This is a genomic window from Thermocatellispora tengchongensis, from assembly GCF_014202315.1.
GTDB lineage: Bacteria > Actinomycetota > Actinomycetes > Streptosporangiales > Streptosporangiaceae > Thermocatellispora > Thermocatellispora tengchongensis.
In genome coordinates, this window is sequence record NZ_JACHGN010000007.1 from 245,913 (window position 1) to 264,473 (window position 18,561).

Here is an 18,561-nt window from a genome sequence, read left to right on the forward strand (position 1 = left end):
AAGGCCGCTCCGGTCGCTCAGGCCGCCGAAGGACGCTCAGGCCGCTGAAGGTCCCTCCGGTGGCTCAGGCCGGTCGTCCAATCACCGGCCGCCGCGGCGGCGGCGTTTGGGGGGCTCCTTGACCTTGACCTCGCCCAGCGAGCCGCCGGTGCGCACCTCGATGACCGGGGCCTCGGGATCGGCGGGGTGGCGGGTGAGGCGGGTGGTCTTGTCCTTGGTGACCCGGACCACCTCCACGCCCGCGGGCACGTGGATCTCCAGGCCGCCGAAGAGCAGGGTCGCGTTGACCACGACGCGGCGGCTCTGCACGATCGCGTCGGTGAGGTCGAGCCTGGTGGTGCCGAACATCGCGGTCACGGACAGCTCGGCGGGCACCACCCAGCGGCCGTCGCGGTGCTCCTTCTTGAAGAACGCCGACACCTGGCCGGAGCCGAGCCGCAGCGGCTGCTGCTCCTCGGGCAGCAGGTCGGTGGTCAGGGTGGCCAGCTCGCCGAGCGTGCGGGCGCGGTAGACGGCCTCCAGACGCTCCTCGAACTCCGGCATGCTCAGCCGGCCGTCGGCGACGGCCTCGCGCAGCACCTCGGCGATCCGGTCGCGGTCGGCGTCGGAGGCGCGCAGGTCGCCGGGCGCGGGCGCGGAGGAGGAGGCGGCGGCGTTCCTGGCCTGGCGGATCGCGTGCCACTCCTCCGCCAGCCGGTCGCCGACCTCGGACAGACGGGGGAGCCACTGTCCCGGACGTTCGTTCACGCTTCGACAATAAGCGCCCGCGGGCGTGCCGCGGCAGTCGCCGGAAAACGCGTTGCGGAAGTGTCGGTGCCGGTCCCTACAGTGGGCCTCATGCCAGCACCCGGCCCGGCGATCAGCATCAGGGGGGCGGTCAAGCGCTACGGCGGCATCACGGCCGTCGCCGGCCTCGACCTCGACGTTCCCGAGGGCATCTGCCTCGGCCTCCTCGGCCGCAACGGGGCCGGCAAGTCCACCACCATGCGCCTGCTCACCGCCCAGTCGCGCGCCGACGAGGGCGAGATCGAGGTCCTGGGCCTGCCGGTGCCGCGCCGCTCCAAGCGGGCGCGGGCCATGATGGGCGTGGTCCCGCAGCAGGACAACCTCGACGAGGAGCTGAGCGCCCGGCAGAACCTGGAGGTCTTCGCCCACATCTACCGGGTGCCCCGGGCCGGGCGCCGGGCCGCCGTCGCGCGGGCGCTGGCCCTCGCCCAGCTCACCGACCGTGCCGACACGCCCGCGGTCAAGCTCTCCGGGGGCATGCGCAGGCGGCTGCTGATCGCCCGCGGCCTGGTCCACTCCCCCCGGCTGGTGCTGCTCGACGAGCCGACCGTGGGTCTCGACCCGCAGGTGCGCCAGGAGCTGTGGTCGCTCATCGCGCGGCTGCGCGATGAGGGCGTGACCACGCTGATGTCCACCCACTACATCGAGGAGGCCGAGCGGCTGGCCGACGACTGCGCGCTGATGGCGCGCGGCCGGGTGGTGGCCCGCGGCTCACCCGAGAAGCTGATCGCCGAGCACGCCGGCGCCGAGGTCCACGAGCACTACGGCACCGCCGACCGGCTCGCCGAGATCGAGCGGATCGCCCGCGAGGCGGGCGTGCCGACCCGCCGCACCGGCCCGTCGATCTCGCTGCTCAAGGCCGAGCAGTTCGACGACGCGCTGCGCGCCCGCCTGCCCGTCCCCCCGATCCGCCGCCCGGCCAACCTGGAGGACGTCTTCGTCCTGCTGACCGGCGAATCGGCCGACTGACCCCCGGCGAAGGAGCGATCGTGTTCGAATGGGCCCCGGTGCGCGCGGTGTGGCGGCGGGAGCTGGCGCTCTACCGCCGCTACTGGGCCTCCACGTCCTTCGCGGCGCTGGTGGAGCCGACGCTGTACCTGCTGGCGTTCGGCTACGGCTTCGGCTCGGTCATCGGCACGCTGTACGGCTACGAGTACCGCGACTTCGTGTCCACCGGCGTGGTGGCCACGGCGGTGCTGTTCATCGGCGCGTTCGGCGGGATGTTCAACACCTTCATCCGGCGCACCTTCCAGCACACCTACGACGCGATGCTGGCCGCCCCGGTCGACGTGCACGAGCTGGTCACCGCCGAGGCGTCCTGGCTGGCGGCCAAGGCGGGCCTCTACGGCTGCGCCCCCCTGCTCGTCGGCATGGCCTTCGGCCTCGACCCGTCCTGGGGCATGCTGCTCGTCCCCGCGATCGCCTTCCTCACCGGCCTCGGCTTCGCCCTGTTCGGCATGTGGGTCTCGGCCATCGTCCCGTCCATCAACTCCCTCGACTACGTGATCACCGGCGTGCTCACCCCGCTGTTCCTGGTGGCGGGCACGTTCTTCCCCATCGACCAGCTCCCCTCGTGGGCCGCGACCGCGGCCAGGTTCAACCCGCTGTGGCACACCGTGGAGCTGATCCGCGCCGCCGTCTTCGCCCGCCTCACCCCCGGCGACCTGGCCCACGTCGGCGTACTGGCCCTGTTCGCCGCCGCGATGTGGTCCCTCGCGGTCTGGAAGCTCCGCGCCCGCCTGATCGACTGACACCCGCGCTTGACGTCGATGACGTGGCCGAGCTCGTCACTGTCTACGACCTGATCTGGGCCGGGTGATCGTCGCCCTGGGTGAGGGCGGCGAGGGCCGCTTTCGGGTCGTCCACGTGCAGGTGGATCCTGGTGATCTCGGCCTGGCGGCCCAGGGGGCGGGTGATGGTGACGGGGGCGGTCAGCTCGATCGCGAGGTTGGTCTGGTGGGAGATCGCGACGGACAGGCGGCCGTCGCGCACGGTGATCGTGCCGGTCTCGTTGAGGTTGCGTGCGGGGCGGGCGGTGGCGATCAGGGCGCGGGGGATGCGGGCGTCGAGGAAGGCGCCGTAGCGGATGCGCAGTTCGTCGCGGGTGATGACGTGGGGGCGGGTGACGCAGGAGGCGTGCATGGCCAGGGCCGCCAGGACCGAGTAGCCGTCCAGCACGAGGAAGGCCAGGCGGATCGGGTCGGGCACGTCCCAGGCGCGCAGCAGGATCTCGACGGCGACCAGTTCCACGACCATCAGGAAGATCATGACCAGCAGCATCGGGGTCTGCTCCCGCGCGTACGGCACCGCGGTCGCGCCCGGGGGCACGCCGTGGCGGCGGCGGGCGGCCCACAGGACCAGGCTGACCAGGCCCTTGGTGTCGAAGCCCATGATCTGGCGGACCTGGACCGGGACCAGGCGGCGTACGGCCTGGCGGAGGGCGGCGCGGCGGTTCGCGCCGGTGCGGCGCTCGGCCCGGTACAGGCGCCAGAACACGGCTCCCTCCAGGGCGAGCACCGCCAGGACCACCGCCTCGGCGGCGATGAGGATGGGTTCGGGGATCTCCACCCCGGAGATCAGCAGGACCGCGAGCACGAGTTCGCCGGGGATCGCGGTGTAGAGCGCGGCGCGCGCCACGCGCAGGGCGGGGCCTTGGGGGTGGGCGGTCATCGGGGGCGCTCCTTGAACTGGTGGGCGGTGTGGCGGACGGCCCCGGCCTGGGGGCGGGCGGTCACTGGGGGCGCTCCTTGAGGGGGGCGGCGGACTGGTGGGAGACCTCGGCCCGAGGGTGGGCGGTCATCCGAGGCGCTCCTTGACGATGCGGGCGAGCAGGCGGAAGACCTCGGCCTGGGCGGGGGCGAGTTCGGCGTTCAGGGCGTCGAGCCAGCCGGGGGACTCGTCGTCGGAGGCCGGGAGGTTGGCGGCCAGCGCCTCGCGCATGGCCTCGGGGAGGTGGGCGGCCATGTCGGCGGCCACGGCCTCGATACGGGGGTCGGTGGGGTCGGCGTCGGCCAGTTCGTCGAGGCGGCGGTAGATGGCGTGTCCGCGGGCGAGGGCGCCGGGTTCGGTGAGCGGGCGGAGCAGGGCGAGCATGTGGTCGCGGTCTTCGGGCGCGGCCACGGCGTCCATCAGGGTCAGCATCTCGCGGTCCAGGGCGGCGAAGTCCGACTCGCCGGGGACCGTCAGGTCGCGCAGCACCGCGGCCATGTCGGGCGAGAGGGTGGCGTCGGGGCCGAGGTCGTCCTGCTCCAGCAGGGCGGCCAGGCGGGCGCGCCGGTCGGCGATGGCCCGCTGCTGCCGGGCCAGGTCGGCGTCCAGCTCCTCCAGCACCTCGCGCAGGTCCCGGCCCCGGTCCTCGGCCAGCACGTCGCGGATCTCGTCCAGGGACAGGCCCAGCTCGGCCAGGCGGCGCACCCGGGCCAGGACGACCGCGTCGCGCAGCCGGTACTCCCGGTAGCCGTTGGGCAGGCGTTCGGGTTCGGGCAGCAGGCCCAGGTGGTGGTAGTGCCGCACGGTACGGGTGGAGACCCCGACCAGCGCGGCCAGTTCGCCGATCCGCATGCCTTCATTAGAAACGTTGACGTTACGGCAAGGTCAAACCGCGAAACCGATCATTGACGGCGGCCCGGGGCGGGCCTAGCCTGGCGGAATCTGATTCCTCCTCATGTTTTGCGGGAGGTCCCCCATGGCAGACCCGCGTGACCGGCGGGCCCGGCTGGCGGCGTTCGGCGTGTTCTTCGTGCAGGGCCTCACCTTCGCCACCCTGCTCACCCAGGTCGCGGCGTTGCAGGCCAAGCACCGGCTCAGCGACGGCGAGCTGTCCGTCCTGCTGCTGGTCGTGCCGCTGATCGCGGGCGCGGGCAGTGTGCTGGCCGGCGCGCTGGCCGCCAGGTTCGGCAGCCGGGCCGTGCTGCGGGTCGCGCAGCCCCTGGCCTGCCTGGCCGTGGTGCTGGCCGGGCTGGCGGCGAGCGTCCCCGCGCTGGTGGCGGCCAACGTGCTGTTCGGGCTGTGCCTCGGCTCGGTGGACGCGGGCATGAACATGCAGGGCGTCGCGGTCGAGCGCCGGTACGCCCGCCCGGTGCTGACCGGCTTCCACGCCGCCTGGAGCGCCGCGGCGGTGCTCGGCGCGCTGTAGGCGTCGTGGGCGGGCGGCATGGGGCTCGGGCTGCCGGTGACGTTCGCGGTGGCGATGGCGGCGGGCGCGGTGCTGTCGATCGTGGCCGCGACCTGGCTGTACGGCGCCCGCGAGGAGCACGTGCCGGCCGCGGAGAAGGTCGCCGCGCACGTGCCGTGGCGGGCCATCCTGCCGCTGTGCCTGGCCATGGCCGCGCTGTACGTCGGCGACGCGTCGGTGTCCAACTTCGGGTCGGTCTACATGGAGCGGGTGCTCGGCTCCTCGGCCGCCGTGGTGCCGCTGGCGCTCGCGGCGTACCAGGCCACGACGTTCCTGGTGCGGGTGGGCGGCGACTTCGCGGTCAGGCGCTACGGGCCGGCCGCGATCGTGCGTCTCGGCGGCGCCGTCGCCGTCCTCGGGTTCGCCGGGATCGTGCTGGCCCCGGCCGAGCCGGTGGCCATCGTGGCCTTCGGCCTCACCGGCATCGGCCTGTCGGTGGTGGCGCCGCAGTCGTTCGCCGCCGCCGGGCGGCTGGACCCCGCGGGCAGCGGGGTGGCCATCGCCCGGGTCAACATGTTCAACTACGTCGGCTTCATCGTCGGGGCCGCGCTGGTGGGCGGGATCGCCGAGGCGGCCGACTACCGGGTCGCCTTCGCCGCCCCGCTGGCGCTGGCCGCGCTGATCGTGCTCCTCGCCCGCGGCTTCCAGCCGATCAGAGGTACGGCCGCTGCTCCCGCTTCGCCGTGAGGTAGGCGGCGTACGGCTCGGCGTTCTCCGCCACCGGGACGTCCCACCACGCGGTGGACGGCGGGCCGCCGGGACCGGGCACGGTCTCGGCGTACACCACCGTCGTACGCGCCGACTCGCGCGCCTTGGCCAGGGCCGCGCGGAAGGAGCCGGGGTCGCCCGCCCGCAGCACGTCGGCGCCCAGGCTGGCCGCGTTCGCGGCCAGATCGACCGGCAGGTACGCCCCGTCCAGCTCGCCGCCGGGCCCCCGCATCCGGTACGCCGTGCCGAGCCGCCGCGCCCCCACCGCCTCCGACAGGCCGCCGATCGAGGCGAACCCGTGGTTGTCCACCAGCACCACGACCAGCTTGACGCCCTCCTGCACGGCGGTGGCGATCTCCTGCGCCATCATCAGGTACGACCCGTCGCCCACCAGCACGAACACCTCGCGCTCCGGCGCGGCCAGCTTCACCCCGAGCCCGCCCGCGATCTCGTAGCCCATGCACGAGTAGCCGTACTCGACGTGGTACGCCTTCGGCCCGGCCGCCCGCCACATCCGGTGCAGGTCGCCCGGCATCGACCCGGCCGCGTTGACCACCACGCTCGACGGCCCGGCGACCTCGTTCAGGATGCCGAGCAGCACGGTCTGGGTGAGACCGTCGCCGTGCTGCGCCTCGGCCACCGACCGCCACCAGGAGGCGGCCAGGGCGGTGGCGCGCTCGCTCCAGCCGGGGTCGGCCCGCCACCCGGGGACGTCGAGCAGGCGCAGCGCCTCGCGGGCGTCGGCGACCAGCATCAGCCCGGCGTGCTTGGCCGCGTCGAAGGCGGCCACGTTGATGTTGAGGAAGGCGGCGTCGCGGAACAGGGTGCGCGAGGCGGTGGTGAAGTCGGAGTAGCGGGTGCCGACGCCGATCACCAGGTCGGCCTCGCGGGCCAGCTCGTTGGCGGCGGCGGTGCCGGTGTGCCCGATCGCGCCGACCGCGCGCGCGTGGTCGTACGGGATCGCGCCCTTGCCGGCCTGCGTCTCGGCGACCGGCACGCCGTACCTGGCGGCGAAGCCGCACAGGGCCTCGCTCGCGCCGCTGTAGATCACCCCGCCGCCGGCCACGATGAGCGGGCGGCGCGAGGCGGAGAGCATGCGCGCGGCGCGCTCCAGCGCGGCCGGCTCGGGCACCGGCCGGGCCACGTGCCACACCCGCCGCGCGAACAGCTCCTCCGGCCAGTCGTACGCCTCCGCCTGCACGTCCTGGGGCAGGGCCAGGGTGACCGCGCCGGTCTCGGCCGGGTCGGTGAGCACCCGCATGGCCGCCATCAGCGCCGGCGGAAGCTGCTCGGGCCGGTTGATCCGGTCGAAGTACCGCGAGACGGGCCGCAGGCAGTCGTTGACCGACACGTCGTACGAGCGCGGGTCCTCCAGCTCCTGCAGCACCGGGTTGGCGGCCCGGGTGGCGAAGATGTCGCCGGGCAGCAGCAGCACCGGGACGCGGTTGATGGTGGCGAGCGCGGCCCCGGTGACCATGTTGGTCGCGCCGGGCCCGATCGAGGTGGTGCAGGCGAGCGTGGACAGCCGGTCGCGGGCGCGGGCGAACCCGGCCGCGGTGTGCACCATGGCCTGCTCGTTGCGGGCGAGGTAGTACGGCAGCTCGTCGCCCAGCCCGGCCCCCTGCGCGGCCAGCGCCTGGCCGATCCCGGCCACGTTGCCGTGGCCGAAGATGCCCAGGCACCCCTCGATCAGCCGGTGCTCGACGCCGTCGCGCTCGCTCCACTGGCGGCCGAGGAAGCGGATCAGCGCCTGCGCGACGGTGAGTCTCACGGTCATGGTCGCCTCCCGGGGATGGGCGTCATCGGCACGCGCGGGTCGGTCGGCCGCCCCTCCCAGGAGGAGCGCACCCAGGCGTGCCTGGGGTCGTCGCAGAAGGCCATCGACCGCTTCTCGGCCGGGCCCGCCAGGACGTTCAGGTAGTACAGGTCGTAGCCGGGCGCGGCCATGGACGGCCCGTGGTAGCCGTGCGGCACCAGGACCACATCGCCGCAGGAGACCTCGGCCAGCACGTCGATGGGCTTGCCGGGCGAGCCGTAGACCCGCTGGTAGCCGGGCCCGCCCTCGAAGTAGTAGATCTCTTCGAGCACCGCCTCGGTGGCGGACTCGGAGTCGTGCTTGTGCGGCGGATAGGACGACCAGTTGCCCCCGGGCGTGAGCACCTCGACCGCGACCAGCTTGTCGCACTCGAAGGCGTCGGGGGCGCAGAAGTTGTTCACCTGCCGGGTGGACTGCCCCGCGCCGCGCACCTCGACCGGCACGCCGTCGGCGGGGGCGTACCGGACGGGGAAGCGCCGGGTGGCGCGGGCCGACGGCAGCGCGAAGCGCCCCTCGCCGGTCAGCCGGACGGTGGTGCCGATCGGCAGGTACGCGAAGTCGGTGACGGAGGCGAACACCGACTCCCTGCCGTCGAGCGCGAGCCGCACGCCGTCGCACTCCACCATGCACGAGCCCGACAGCGGCAGCACCAGCATCTCCTCGCCGCCGGTCTCGAACTCCAGGGTCTCGCCGGACAACGTGGCGACCCTCAGGCCGCAGTAGGTCCAGCCCGCCGTTTCCGGGGTGATCCGCAGCGCCCACGGCGACTGAGCGGTCGTCCCCGCCGCAATGTAGGTCACCTAGCCAACCTCCAACATGGAGGTCGCGGTGTCCACAGCCGCGGCCACGTCGTCGTCCGGCGGGTAGAGCAGCGCCCGGCCCACGACCAGGCCGCGCACGCCCGGCAGGCGCAGCGCCTCGCGCCAGGCCGAGTACGCCTGGTCGGGCGTGTCGCCGGGGTCGCCGCCCAGCAGCAGCGTCGGCAGCGTGGTCGCGGCCATGACCCGTTCCATCTCGGCGACCACCGGGATCTTCAGCCAGGTGCGGGCGGAGGTCGCGCCGAGGCCCTGGGCCACGTTGATCGCGTGGATGACCGCGTCGGGCGACAGGTCGTGCCGCACCGAGCCGTCCACCCAGCGGGACCAGAACGGCTCCAGCATCGCGATCAGGCCGTGCCCGGCCAGCTCGGTCACCGCCCGGCCGATCGCCTCCAGGGTGGCGGGCGTGCCCCGGTCGTCCAGGCCGATCCGGCACAGCATCTTGCCGCCGTCGAGCCGCATCCGCACGATGGCGTCGGTGTCGTAGGCGGTGAACCGGTCGTCGAACTCGAACACCGAGCCGTGCAGGCCGCCCCGGTTCATCGAGCCGACCACGATCTTGTCGTGCAGCGCGCCGAGCAGCAGCAGGTCCTCCACGACGTCGGGGGTGGCGAGCAGGCCGTCCACGCCGGGGCGCGACAGGGCCACGCACAGCCGTTCCAGCAGCTCGACCCGGCTGCCCATGGCCAGCGGGCGACCCCCGACGCCGAGCGCGCCGCGGGCCGGGTGGTCGGCGGCGATGATCAGCAGTTGGCCGTCGCGGCGCGGGTTCCCCGGCCGCCGCGCCGCCGCGGCCTCCGCGATCCGCTCCGGGAAGCGGGCCCGCGCCTCCGCCAGCGCCCGGATGCCGGGTGCGGTGAGCGTGGGCGCGGCGTCGTGATCAGCCATCGGCGAGCACCGCCTCGACCTCGTGCGCGTACGGCATCGCGGGCGCGCAGGCGAGCCGGCCGGCCACGATCGCGCCCGCCGCGTTGGCGAAGCGCAGGGTGCGCTCCAGCGGCCAGCCGGACAGCAGGCCGTGGCACAGCGCGCCGCCGAACGCGTCGCCCGCGCCGAGCCCGTTGACCACCTCCACCGGCACGGGCGGCACCTCCACCTCCTCGTCCGCGGTCACGCCGAGCACGCCCTCGCCCCCCTGTTTCACGATCGCCAGCCGTACGCCCGCCGCCAGCAGCGCCTTTGCCGCCGCCCGCGGGTCGCGGGCGCCGGTGGCCACCTCGACCTCGTCCACGTTGCCGACGGCCACGGTGACGTGCGGCAGCGCGCGGCGCACCTCGTCCGCGGCGGCCTTCGGATCGGGCCAGAACATCGGCCGCCAGTCCAGGTCGAGCACCGTGGGGTGCCGCCGCGCCCTGGCCGCCCACGCGGCGTGGTGCGCCGACCGCGACGGCTCCTGCGACAGGCCGGTCACCGTGGCCCAGAACAGCCCGGCGCGCTCGATCGCGGGCAGGTCCAGCTCCTCGGGGCGGATCTCCAGGTCGGGGGCCTTGGGGTGGCGGTAGAAGTACAGCGGGAAGTCGTCGGGCGGGCGGATCTCGCAGAAGGTGACCGGGGTCGGCAGGTGCGGCACCTCGGTGACGTACCGGTCGTCCACGCCGTAGGAGCGCAGCGCGTCGTGCAGGAACGCGCCGAACGGGTCGGCGCCGGTCCTGGTGATCACCGCGGCCCGGCGGCCCAGCCGCGAGGCGGCCACGGCCACGTTGGTCGCGCTGCCGCCGAGGTACTTGCCGAACGTCTCCACCTCGCGCAGCGACACGCCGACCTGGAGCGGGTACACGTCCACCCCGATCCGGCCCATCGTCAGCACCTCGACGGTCACGCCAGGCCCCTGAGGTACGCCAGGCTCTCGCGGACGCCCTCGATCGGGCCCTCGCCCTCGGGCGGGGTCGCGGTGAGGACCACGTCCTGCTCCAGGACGTACCAGCCGTCGTAGCCCGCCGAGGTGAGCGCGCGCACGATGCGGGGCACGTCCACCGCGCCCCTGCCGAGGGGGCGGTAGAGCCCGCCGCGCACGGCCTCGGTGTAGGTGAGGTTGCCCCGGGCCACCTGGTCGGCCAGGTCGGCGTCCACGTCCTTCAGGTGCACGTGCGCGACCCGGCTCGCGGCGGCCTCGGCCAGCGGGGCCGGGTCGGTGCCGCCGGCCAGCAGGTGGCCGGTGTCCAGGCACAGCGGCACCCGCGAGCCGTCGAGCACCCGCTCGACCTCGGCGCCGGTCTGCACCATGGTGCCGACGTGCGGGTGCAGCGTGACCAGCACGCCGTACTCCTTCGACTCGCGCACGATCGCGTCGAGGTTGGCCAGCAGCCGCTTCCAGCCCGCGGCGTTCAGCTCGGGGCGTACGTCGTAGCCGTCGGCGCCGGTGGCGGCGGCCAGCACCAGCACGTCCACGCCGCCGTCGCGGAAGCCGCGCATGGCGGCGCGGGCTATGGCCCGCGGCTCGTCGCCGGGCTCGTGCAGCGCGATGGGGGTGAAGCCGCCGATGCCGCGCAGGCCGTACTGGGCGAGCAGGGCCGCGCGCCGCTCGGGCGAGGGCGGCAGCCAGCCGGGCGGGCCCAGCTCGGTGGCCTCCAGCCCCAGCTCCCGCATCTCGGCCAGCACCCGCTCGCGGTCGAGCTGCACGCCCCAGCCGGGCACCTCGCACACGCCCCACGAGATCGGCGCACCCGCGATTCTCATCTCCGCTTTCCTCCCTCGTGTCGGCGCACGCTCACTCCCCCGGCCGCTCGACCGGCACCGGACGCCCCTCGCGGCGGGACCGTTCGGCGGCCTCCGCCACCATCAGCGCCGCCAGCGCGTCCTCGATCGAGCACGGGCTCTCCCCCTCCCCCCGGACGGCGCGCAGGAACGCGGCCAGCTCGGCCTCGTACGCGGCGCGGAAGCGGGTGACGAAGTCGGGCCAGGGCTCGCCGGGCGGCTGGAGGCCCTCGGCGCTGGTCAGCGGTGCCCGCGGGCCGAGCCCGACGACCTGCGTGCGCCTGGTGCCCGCCAGCTCCATGCGCACGTCGTAGCCGGCGCCGTTGTAGCGGGAGCCCTGCACGGTGACCAGCGTGCCGTCGTCCAGGGTGAGCAGCGCGGCGCTGGTGTCCACGTCCCCGGCCGCGGCGAAGAACGCCTCGCCGCGGTTGGCGCCGGTGGCGTACACGGTGGCGACCTCGCGGCCGGTCACCCAGCGCAGGATGTCGAAGTCGTGGATGTGGCAGTCGCGGTAGATGCCGCCCGACAGCGGGATGTAGCCCGGCGCGGGCGGGCGGGGGTCGGCGGTGATCAGGTGGACGCGGTGCAGCGTGCCCAGCTCCCCGGCGTGCAGGGCGGCGCGGGCGGCGGCGTAGCCGGGGTCGAAGCGGCGCTGGAACCCGATGTGGACCAGGGTCCCGGCCTTGGCGGCCGTGTCGCGCACCTGAAGGGTCTCCTCCAGCGTGGACGCGACCGGCTTCTCGCAGAAGGCGGGCAGCCCGGCCTCGCAGGCGCGGGTGAGCAGGTCGGCATGGGTCGTGGTCGGCGTCGCGATCACCACGGCGTCGGCCTGGAACGCGTCGCCCACCGCGACCCGGGCGCCGCCCGCGGCCAGGCGCGCGGCGACCTCCTCCGCCCGCCCGGCGTCCTCGTCGGCGACGACCAGCTCGCTCACCATGGGATCGGCGGCCAGCGTCGCGGCGTGGAACGCCCCGATGCGGCCGAGCCCGAGCAGACCCACGCGCATGTGGCCTCCAGGATCGGTGTCGGACTTCCAGTTCTAGGCGACGCCCGACCGCTCGTCAAGATTATGTCCTGACATATGGATGAACTATCAAGCCTGCCGTAACGCCGTGACCAGGGCGCGGACCGCCGCTTCGGCCTGGTGCGGCGCGAGCCGGGCGAACCCGGCCGCCACCGCGGGCGGCCCCGGAGCCGTGCGCATCGGGGCCACCGGGGCGACCGGCATCCCCGCGCCCTCGGCCGCGGCGGCGAACGTCTCCTCGTCCCAGCCGTCCGGGAGCTCCAGGAACACGTGCAGCCCGGCGGACACCCCGCGCACCACCACCTCGGGCAGGTGCCGGGCCAGCGCCTCCACCAGGGCGTCCCGGCGGCGCCGGTACTCCCTGCGCATCCGGCGCAGGTGCCGGTCGTACCAGCCGGTCCTGATCAGGTGGGCCAGGGCGTACTGCTCGATGACCGGGGAGCCCAGGTCCAGCTTGCCGCGCGCCACGCGTACGGCCTCGGCCAGGGCCGGGGGCGCGACCACCCAGCCCAGCCGCAGCCCCGGCACCAGCGGCTTGCTCACCGAGCCCGACAGCACCACCCGGTCGGGCGCGAGGCCCTGCAGGCAGCCCACCGGGTCGCGGTCGAAGCGGAACTCGGCGTCGTAGTCGTCCTCCAGGATCATCGCCCCCGCCTCGGCCGCCCACGCGGCCAGCGCGGCGCGCCTGCGCGGCGAGAGCACCACACCGGTCGGGAACTGGTGCGCCGGGGTGAGCAGCACCGCCTCGGCCCCGCTCGCGGCCAGCGCCCGCACGTCCACGCCCTCGGTGTCCACCGGCACCGCGACCGGCTCCGCGCCGGCCGCGCGCAGCAGGGGGAGCTGCCGCACGCTGGTCGGGTCCTCCACCGCCAGCCTGATCCGCCCCGCCGGCCCGCACAGCACGCGCAGCGTCAGGCTGAGGCCCTGGGCGACGCCGCCGACGATCACCACGTTGTCCGGGGTCACGTCGGCGGCGCGCACCCGGCGCAGGTAGGCGGCCAGTTCCTCGCGCAGCTCGGCCACGCCGCCCGGGTCGGCGTAGTCCAGGGCCTCGCTGGGCATGGTGGCCAGCGCGTGCTTGAGCGCGGCCAGCCAGCGCTCGCGCGGGAAGGCCGCCAGGTCGGGCGTGGTGGGCCTGATCCCGTAGTACGGCGTGACGCGGCCGGGCCGGCGGGCGGGGCCGGGCGCGCGGGCCACACCCTCCGCCACGACCGTGCCCGCGCCCACGCGCGAGACCAGGAAACCCTCCGCGACCAGCCGCTCGTACGCCTCCACGACCACCCCGCGCGACACCCCGAGGTCCCGGGCCAGCTCCCTGGTCGCGGGCAGCCTGGCCCCGGCGGGCAGCCGGCCGGAGCGGATCGCGGCGCGCAGCTCGTCGGCGAGCCTGGCGGTGATGCCGCCGGACGCGTTCGTGCCGAGATCGAGGTTGAGGTGCAGGTCCGCCAATTGGTCCTCGATTCCTGTGGGCGATTGGACCCGTCCGCAGTGCCAATTGCTTCCTAGCATGCGGGGACATGAGGAGAAATGCGAGACCTGGCGGCATCGCGATGGCCGCGTCCGCGATGTTCCTGGTCGGCACACTGGCCGGAGTGTCCGGGCTCATCCAGGACTATCCGGTGTACGGCGGCCAGGCGGTGCGGTACGCGGTGGCGGCCGTGATCCTGCTCGTCACCGCCCGGGTGCTCGGCCTGCGGTTCGTCCGGCTCACGGCCCGCGAGGGGGCGCTGCTGACCGCGCTCACGCTCCTCGGCCTGGTCGCGTTCAACGTGTGCGTGATCGAGGCCACCCGGCACGCCGGCCCGTCGCTGGCGGGCACGGTGCTGGCCACGGTGCCGCTCGCCCTGGCCCTGCTCGGCGGGCGGCGCCCGGCCCCGCTGGTCGTCGCCGGGGCCGTGATCGTGGTCGCCGGGGCCACGCTGGCGACCGGCCTGGGCAGCGGCAACCTCCCGGGCCTGCTGTGGTCGCTGGGCGCGCTGGCCTGTGAGGTCTCCTTCTCGCTGCTGGCGCTCCCGCTGCTGCCCAAGCTGGGGGCCGTACGCGTGTCGGCGTACACGACGGCGCTGGCGGTGCCGCTCCTCGCGGCGCTCGCGCTGCTGCTGGACGGCGCGGAGGCCCTGCGCGTGCCGACGGCGCCCGAGGCGCTGGGGCTGGCGTACCTGTCGCTGATCGTCACCACGATCGCGTTCTTCATGTGGTACAGCGCGCTGCCCCGGCTCGGCGCGGACGTGGCCGGGCTGTTCGCCGGCCTGATCCCGGTCGGCGCGATCACCACCGGCGTCGTCCTCGGCCTGGCCACCCCCACCGCCGCCGACCTCGCGGGAGCGGGCCTGGTGATCGCGGGCATCCTCACCGGCCTGTACGGCGGGCGTGCGCGCAAGTCGTACCCTCTAGGGGACGAAAGCGAGGAACGATGCCCGAGTTCGACTACACCGATCTTCTCCCGCTGGGCGCCGACGACACGGAGTACCGGCTGATCACGGCGGAGGGGGTGCGGAAGGTCGAGGCGGCCGGGCGGAGCTTCCTGGAGGTGGAGCCGGAGGCGCTGCGGCTGCTCACCGAGACCGCGATCCACGACATCTCCCACTATCTCCGCTCATCGCACCTTGCCCAGCTCCGCCGGATCATCGACGACCCCGAGGCCAGCGGCAACGACCGGTTCGTGGCGCTCGACCTGCTGAAGAACGCGGGCATCAGCGCGGGCGGCGTACTGCCGATGTGCCAGGACACCGGCACCGCGATCGTGATGGGCAAGCGGGGCCGCCACGTGCTGACCGACGGCCGCGACGCCGAGCACATCTCCCGCGGCGTCTACGACGCCTACACCCGGCTCAACCTGCGTTACTCCCAGATGGCCCCGCTCACCATGTGGGAGGAGAAGAACACCGGCACCAACCTGCCGGCCCAGATCGAGCTGTACGCCGAGGACCCGCACGGCCACCCCGACGAGTACAAGCTGCTGTTCATGGCCAAGGGCGGCGGCAGCGCCAACAAGTCCTTCCTGTACCAGGAGACCAAGGCGGTGCTCAACGAGAAGCGCATGCTGGCCTTCCTGGAGGAGAAGATCCGCTCCCTGGGCACCGCGGCCTGCCCGCCGTACCACCTGGCGGTCGTCGTCGGCGGCACCAGCGCCGAGTTCGCGCTCAAGACCGCCAAGTACGCCTCCGCGCGCTACCTCGACTCGATCCCCACCGAGGGCTCCACCAGCGGCCACGGCTTCCGTGACCTGGAGCTGGAGAAGAAGGTCTTCGAGCTGACCCAGCGGCTCGGCATCGGCGCGCAGTTCGGCGGCAAGTACTTCTGCCACGACGTCCGCGTGATCCGCCTGCCCCGGCACGGCGCGTCCTGCCCGGTGGCCATCGCGGTCTCGTGCAGCGCCGACCGCCAGGCCCTCGCCAAGATCACCCCCGAGGGCGTGTTCCTGGAGAAGCTGGAGACCGACCCGGCCCGCTTCCTGCCCGAGACCACCGACGAGCACCTCTCCGACGACGTCGTCAGGATCGACCTCAACCGCCCGATGCCCGAGATCCTCGCCGAGCTGACCAAGTACCCGGTCAAGACCCGCCTGTCCCTGACCGGCCCGCTCGTCGTGGCCCGCGACATCGCCCACGCCAAGATCGCCGAACGCCTCGACGCGGGCGAGCCCATGCCCGCCTACCTCAAGGACCACGCCGTCTACTACGCCGGCCCCGCCAAGACCCCCGCCGGCTACGCCTCCGGCTCCTTCGGCCCCACCACCGCCGGCCGCATGGACTCCTACGTCGAGAAGTTCCAGGCCGCGGGCGGCTCCCTGGTGATGCTCGCGAAGGGCAACCGCTCCAAGCAGGTCACCGACGCCTGCGCCAAGCACGGCGGCTTCTACCTCGGCTCCATCGGCGGCCCCGCCGCCCGCCTGGCCCAGGACTGCATCAAGAAGGTGGAGGTCCTGGAGTACCCGGAACTCGGCATGGAAGCCGTCTGGAAGATCGAGGTAGAGGACTTCCCCGCCTTCATCGTCGTAGACGACAAGGGCAACGACTTCTTCCAGGACACCACCGGCCCCGTCCTGACGATCGGCCGCCGCCCCACCCCCTGACCCCCCAGGTCACCCTCGGTCCACACAGGGCCCGCGCCCTGTGTGGACCGCGCATGGGCTCCCCCGCCGGGACGTCAGGACCTCACGGCCGAGGGCTCGCGCCGTGGAGGCGCCGGGCACATGCCACGGACGGCCCCGGCCGGCGGCGCGTGCGTGCCGGGTGAGCAGCGGGCTGGGAGGCATGTGGCGCGGCGTCGCGACAGAGGGGACGCCCCGGGACGGGCGTCCGGCTCGACGCCTATCCGCCGCCACGCCCCCCGCGCGACACCCACCGCACTGCACCACGCTCCGCGACACGCCTCAGACGCCCTACGAGCCGCGATCCTCAGGCGCCCCACCACCGCCCTCCCCCGGCCCAGTGGGCCCCACCCAGCGGAGCCCCCAAGCCCATCTGGACGCCGCGCACACAGCCCCCACCCCCGCACGGCCACCTCGCTCGGTGGGGTGGCGTGTGGGGGTGAGGGCTACGTCCGGCGCCCGATGGACCTGCGGGCCATCCCCTGGATGGGGGCGACCAGGCCGGGGGGAGGTGAGGTGGTGTCGCGGCGCCGGGGGCTCGCGCGCCTCCCGGTGCGCACGGCGTCTGGCGAGGTCGCGGCGTCGTGGCTGGGGGCGGTGTCACGCCGTGGCGGCGGATGGGGCGTCGATCCGGACACCCGCCCCCGGGGCCCTGCCTATCGCGACGCCCCGCGCATGCCCCCGGTCCACTGCGACACCCGCACCCGCACCCGCGCGTCGTCCGCCGGGGCCTGCCATGGCATGTGCCTGGCGCCTCCACTTGCGCGAGACCCCGGCACCCCGACGGGATGTCCCTCGCGCGCCGCCCATCATCCCGCGCTGCGACGCGCGTCGCGGGTGTTGGGTGGAAAGTGGGGTGGTGTCGCCGCCTGGGCGCTCCCCGCCCGCAGGTCGCCCCAGCGGGCTATGGCCACGCTCGGGAGGAGACAGCCGGAGAGCAACAGGCTCCGGCACCCCGCCCCACCCCACTTCACCGAAGATCCACCGTCCCCGGACACTCCCCGGCCCCGTCCGCAGCCTTCTGTAGGGGGCTGATGGCGGGGGGAACCGGGGATCGGGGGTGTCTGGAGGTCGTCGGGGGTGTGATCTCGCGGAAGTTGGGGCTCCTGGGCCTCGTGGCCCCGGCGGGGGCGGTCTGTAGGGCGGTGAGCTGGGCGAACACGTTCACCACAGCTTTCGGACAGGGGCTGGTGACGGGGGCTGACCGGGCGGATGACTGGGCCTGACAGAAGAACTCAACAAATATTCGGCCCTGTCTCTACAGGTCGCATTACGCAAATCGGTAAGCTGCCACCCATGCGTGCGCCCTCCGGTTACCTTCTCGCGGCGCGCTACCGGCTTGCGGAGCCGGTCGGTCGCGGCGGCATGGGGACCGTTTGGCGAGCGCGCGATGAGCTTCTGGGGCGTGAGGTGGCGGTGAAGGAGGTCCGCCTGCCTCTGGTTCTGGATGAGGATCTGCGGGCCGAGCTGTGTGCCAGGACCGAGCGCGAGGGCCGGGCGACGGCCATGGTCGCGCATCCGTCGGTGATCACGGTGTTCGATGTGGTGACCGAGGACGACCGGCCGTGGATCGTGATGGAGCTGCTGCAGGCGCGGTCGCTGGAGCAGCTCATCCGGGAGAAGGGGCCGCTGCCGCCGCGCAAGGCGGCCGAGATCGGGCGGCAGGTGCTCGGCGCGCTGCGCGCCGTGCACGCCAAGGGCATCCTGCACCGCGACGTCAAGCCGAGCAACGTGCTGGTGACCGAGGACCGGGCGGTGCTGACCGACTTCGGGCTGGCCGCGCTCGAAGGCGACGCCTCGATCACGCAGGCGGGCATCGTGCTCGGCTCGGCGGGCTACATCGCGCCCGAGCGGGTGCTCGGCGCCAAGGCCAGCCCGGCGGCCGACCTGTGGGCGCTCGGCGCCACGCTCTACACGGCGGTCGAGGGCAAGGGGCTGCACGGGCGGCGCACCGCCGCCGCGGCGCTGGCCGCGCTCACCAGTGGCGAGCCGATCCCGATGGAGCGGGCGGGCCCGCTGGCCCCGATCCTGGTCGGGCTGCTGCGGATCGACCCGACGACCCGGCTCGACGCGGCGCGGGCCTCGCTGATGCTGGCCCGCGTGGCGGCCGGCGGCTCGGCCGAGGAGCCGCTGGGGCAGGCGGCACGCAAGTCCGTACGCAGCGGCCCCCCGATCGCCGTCCCCGCGTTCACCCGCCGTCCCACGCACCGCGGCATGCACCGGGCGGAGTCCCGGCCCGCCGTGCCGCGTCAAATCCCGCACACACCGCAGCCCCCACGCCGTACGGCGGAGGGACTGCACCGCAAACCCCCTGTGCCCCGGCCGTCCAGCAGATCATTGGTGCTGCAAATGGCAATCATGTTGCGCTCTGTCCTGCCCCGACGGTTTTGGCCCCGAGACCTTCGCAAGCGAGGCGAAAGCGATTCTTAACTCAGAATCGCTATCTTC

Annotated in this window: 17 protein-coding genes; 7 read left to right on the top strand and 10 right to left on the bottom strand. The window is 74.1% G+C overall.

The window, feature by feature from the left end:
• Positions 1-81: 81 nt before the first annotated feature.
• Complete coding sequence (locus tag HNP84_RS18330; RefSeq protein ID WP_185050947.1) at positions 82-747, bottom strand: DUF1707 SHOCT-like domain-containing protein; 666 nt, start codon at positions 745-747, stop codon at positions 82-84.
• Positions 748-837: 90 nt separating this feature from the next.
• Here HNP84_RS18330 and HNP84_RS18335 point away from each other — a divergent pair, with 90 nt between their 5' ends.
• Both HNP84_RS18335 and HNP84_RS18340 read left to right on the top strand, forming a co-directional pair.
• Positions 838-1,755: an ABC transporter ATP-binding protein gene (locus HNP84_RS18335; protein WP_185050948.1), complete on the top strand. Its 918-nt coding sequence runs from the start codon at positions 838-840 to the stop codon at positions 1,753-1,755.
• Between the two features lie 20 nt (positions 1,756-1,775).
• Entirely contained in the window at positions 1,776-2,537 is a 762-nt protein-coding gene (locus HNP84_RS18340) for an ABC transporter permease (RefSeq protein WP_312925146.1), read from the top strand.
• A gap of 43 nt (positions 2,538-2,580) precedes the next feature.
• Here the strand turns inward: HNP84_RS18340 and HNP84_RS18345 are convergent, their stop codons facing one another.
• Both HNP84_RS18345 and HNP84_RS18350 read right to left on the bottom strand, forming a co-directional pair.
• Entirely contained in the window at positions 2,581-3,456 is an 876-nt protein-coding gene (locus HNP84_RS18345; RefSeq protein WP_185050949.1) for a hypothetical protein, read from the bottom strand.
• A gap of 126 nt (positions 3,457-3,582) precedes the next feature.
• A complete protein-coding gene (locus tag HNP84_RS18350; protein ID WP_185050950.1) occupies positions 3,583-4,347 on the bottom strand; it encodes a MerR family transcriptional regulator in 765 nt (254 codons plus the stop codon).
• A gap of 124 nt (positions 4,348-4,471) precedes the next feature.
• Between HNP84_RS18350 and HNP84_RS53125 the strand changes: the two genes are divergently transcribed.
• Together HNP84_RS53125 and HNP84_RS53130 are read left to right on the top strand one after the other, a co-directional pair.
• Complete coding sequence (locus tag HNP84_RS53125; protein WP_246518311.1) at positions 4,472-4,921, top strand: MFS transporter; 450 nt, start codon at positions 4,472-4,474, stop codon at positions 4,919-4,921.
• Between the two features lie 18 nt (positions 4,922-4,939).
• Positions 4,940-5,647, top strand: a complete 708-nt coding sequence (locus HNP84_RS53130) for an MFS transporter (RefSeq protein WP_246518312.1) — start codon at positions 4,940-4,942, stop codon at positions 5,645-5,647.
• Here the strand turns inward: HNP84_RS53130 and iolD are convergent.
• From iolD to pdxR, 7 genes are all read right to left on the bottom strand, one after another.
• The gene (gene iolD / locus HNP84_RS18360) at positions 5,613-7,445 is read right to left on the bottom strand and encodes a 3D-(3,5/4)-trihydroxycyclohexane-1,2-dione acylhydrolase (decyclizing) (protein ID WP_185050951.1); all 1,833 of its coding nucleotides are present in this window, start codon (positions 7,443-7,445) and stop codon (positions 5,613-5,615) included. The two genes, HNP84_RS53130 and iolD, sit on opposite strands and share 35 nt — an antisense overlap.
• Entirely contained in the window at positions 7,442-8,284 is an 843-nt protein-coding gene (iolB, locus tag HNP84_RS18365; protein ID WP_185050952.1) for a 5-deoxy-glucuronate isomerase, read from the bottom strand. Before iolB ends, iolD begins: the two co-directional genes overlap by 4 nt.
• Positions 8,285-9,190: a class I fructose-bisphosphate aldolase gene (locus HNP84_RS18370; RefSeq protein WP_185050953.1), complete on the bottom strand. Its 906-nt coding sequence runs from the start codon at positions 9,188-9,190 to the stop codon at positions 8,285-8,287.
• On the bottom strand, positions 9,183-10,121 hold the full coding sequence (gene iolC / locus HNP84_RS18375; RefSeq protein ID WP_312925150.1) for a 5-dehydro-2-deoxygluconokinase: 939 nt from the start codon (positions 10,119-10,121) through the stop codon (positions 9,183-9,185). The genes HNP84_RS18370 and iolC overlap by 8 nt, the downstream gene beginning before the upstream one ends.
• Positions 10,118-10,978 (bottom strand): TIM barrel protein, encoded by an 861-nt coding sequence (locus tag HNP84_RS18380; RefSeq protein ID WP_185050954.1) that lies wholly within the window; start codon positions 10,976-10,978, stop codon positions 10,118-10,120. The genes iolC and HNP84_RS18380 overlap by 4 nt, the downstream gene beginning before the upstream one ends.
• Before the next feature lie 31 nt (positions 10,979-11,009).
• Positions 11,010-12,002 carry a Gfo/Idh/MocA family protein gene (locus HNP84_RS18385; protein WP_185050955.1) on the bottom strand — a complete coding sequence of 331 codons (993 nt, stop codon included), beginning with the start codon at positions 12,000-12,002 and terminating at the stop codon, positions 11,010-11,012.
• Positions 12,003-12,089: 87 nt separating this feature from the next.
• Complete coding sequence (gene pdxR / locus HNP84_RS18390) at positions 12,090-13,469, bottom strand: MocR-like pyridoxine biosynthesis transcription factor PdxR (RefSeq protein ID WP_221336399.1); 1,380 nt, start codon at positions 13,467-13,469, stop codon at positions 12,090-12,092.
• 68 nt (positions 13,470-13,537) lie between these two features.
• Between pdxR and HNP84_RS18395 the strand changes: the two genes are divergently transcribed.
• The 3 genes from HNP84_RS18395 (at position 13,538) to HNP84_RS18405 (ending at position 18,543) form a co-directional block, all read left to right on the top strand.
• The gene (locus HNP84_RS18395; protein ID WP_185050957.1) at positions 13,538-14,497 is read left to right on the top strand and encodes a DMT family transporter; all 960 of its coding nucleotides are present in this window, start codon (positions 13,538-13,540) and stop codon (positions 14,495-14,497) included.
• Positions 14,434-16,095, top strand: coding sequence for a fumarate hydratase (locus tag HNP84_RS18400; protein WP_185050958.1), 1,662 nt, complete (start codon positions 14,434-14,436; stop codon positions 16,093-16,095). The genes HNP84_RS18395 and HNP84_RS18400 overlap by 64 nt, the downstream gene beginning before the upstream one ends.
• A 1,314-nt stretch (positions 16,096-17,409) precedes the next feature.
• Entirely contained in the window at positions 17,410-18,543 is a 1,134-nt protein-coding gene (locus tag HNP84_RS18405; RefSeq protein ID WP_185050959.1) for a serine/threonine-protein kinase, read from the top strand.
• The last annotated feature ends 18 nt before the right edge of the window (positions 18,544-18,561 follow it).

Bases quoted from the DNA above. Each gene is read 5' to 3' on its own strand.
- HNP84_RS18380 (WP_185050954.1), bottom strand. From the start codon at position 10,978: ATGAGAATCGCGGGTGCGCCGATCTCGTGGGGCGTGTGCGAGGTGCCC.
- HNP84_RS18350 (WP_185050950.1), bottom strand. From the start codon at position 4,347: ATGCGGATCGGCGAACTGGCCGCGCTGGTCGGGGTCTCCACCCGTACC.
- HNP84_RS18345 (WP_185050949.1), bottom strand. From the start codon at position 3,456: ATGACCGCCCACCCCCAAGGCCCCGCCCTGCGCGTGGCGCGCGCCGCG.
- HNP84_RS18385 (WP_185050955.1), bottom strand. From the start codon at position 12,002: ATGCGCGTGGGTCTGCTCGGGCTCGGCCGCATCGGGGCGTTCCACGCC.
- iolD (WP_185050951.1), bottom strand. From the start codon at position 7,445: ATGACCGTGAGACTCACCGTCGCGCAGGCGCTGATCCGCTTCCTCGGC.
- HNP84_RS18405 (WP_185050959.1), top strand. From the start codon at position 17,410: ATGCGTGCGCCCTCCGGTTACCTTCTCGCGGCGCGCTACCGGCTTGCG.
- HNP84_RS53130 (WP_246518312.1), top strand. From the start codon at position 4,940: ATGGGGCTCGGGCTGCCGGTGACGTTCGCGGTGGCGATGGCGGCGGGC.
- HNP84_RS18370 (WP_185050953.1), bottom strand. From the start codon at position 9,190: ATGGCTGATCACGACGCCGCGCCCACGCTCACCGCACCCGGCATCCGG.
- HNP84_RS18400 (WP_185050958.1), top strand. From the start codon at position 14,434: ATGCCCGAGTTCGACTACACCGATCTTCTCCCGCTGGGCGCCGACGAC.
- HNP84_RS53125 (WP_246518311.1), top strand. From the start codon at position 4,472: ATGGCAGACCCGCGTGACCGGCGGGCCCGGCTGGCGGCGTTCGGCGTG.
- HNP84_RS18395 (WP_185050957.1), top strand. From the start codon at position 13,538: ATGAGGAGAAATGCGAGACCTGGCGGCATCGCGATGGCCGCGTCCGCG.
- HNP84_RS18335 (WP_185050948.1), top strand. From the start codon at position 838: ATGCCAGCACCCGGCCCGGCGATCAGCATCAGGGGGGCGGTCAAGCGC.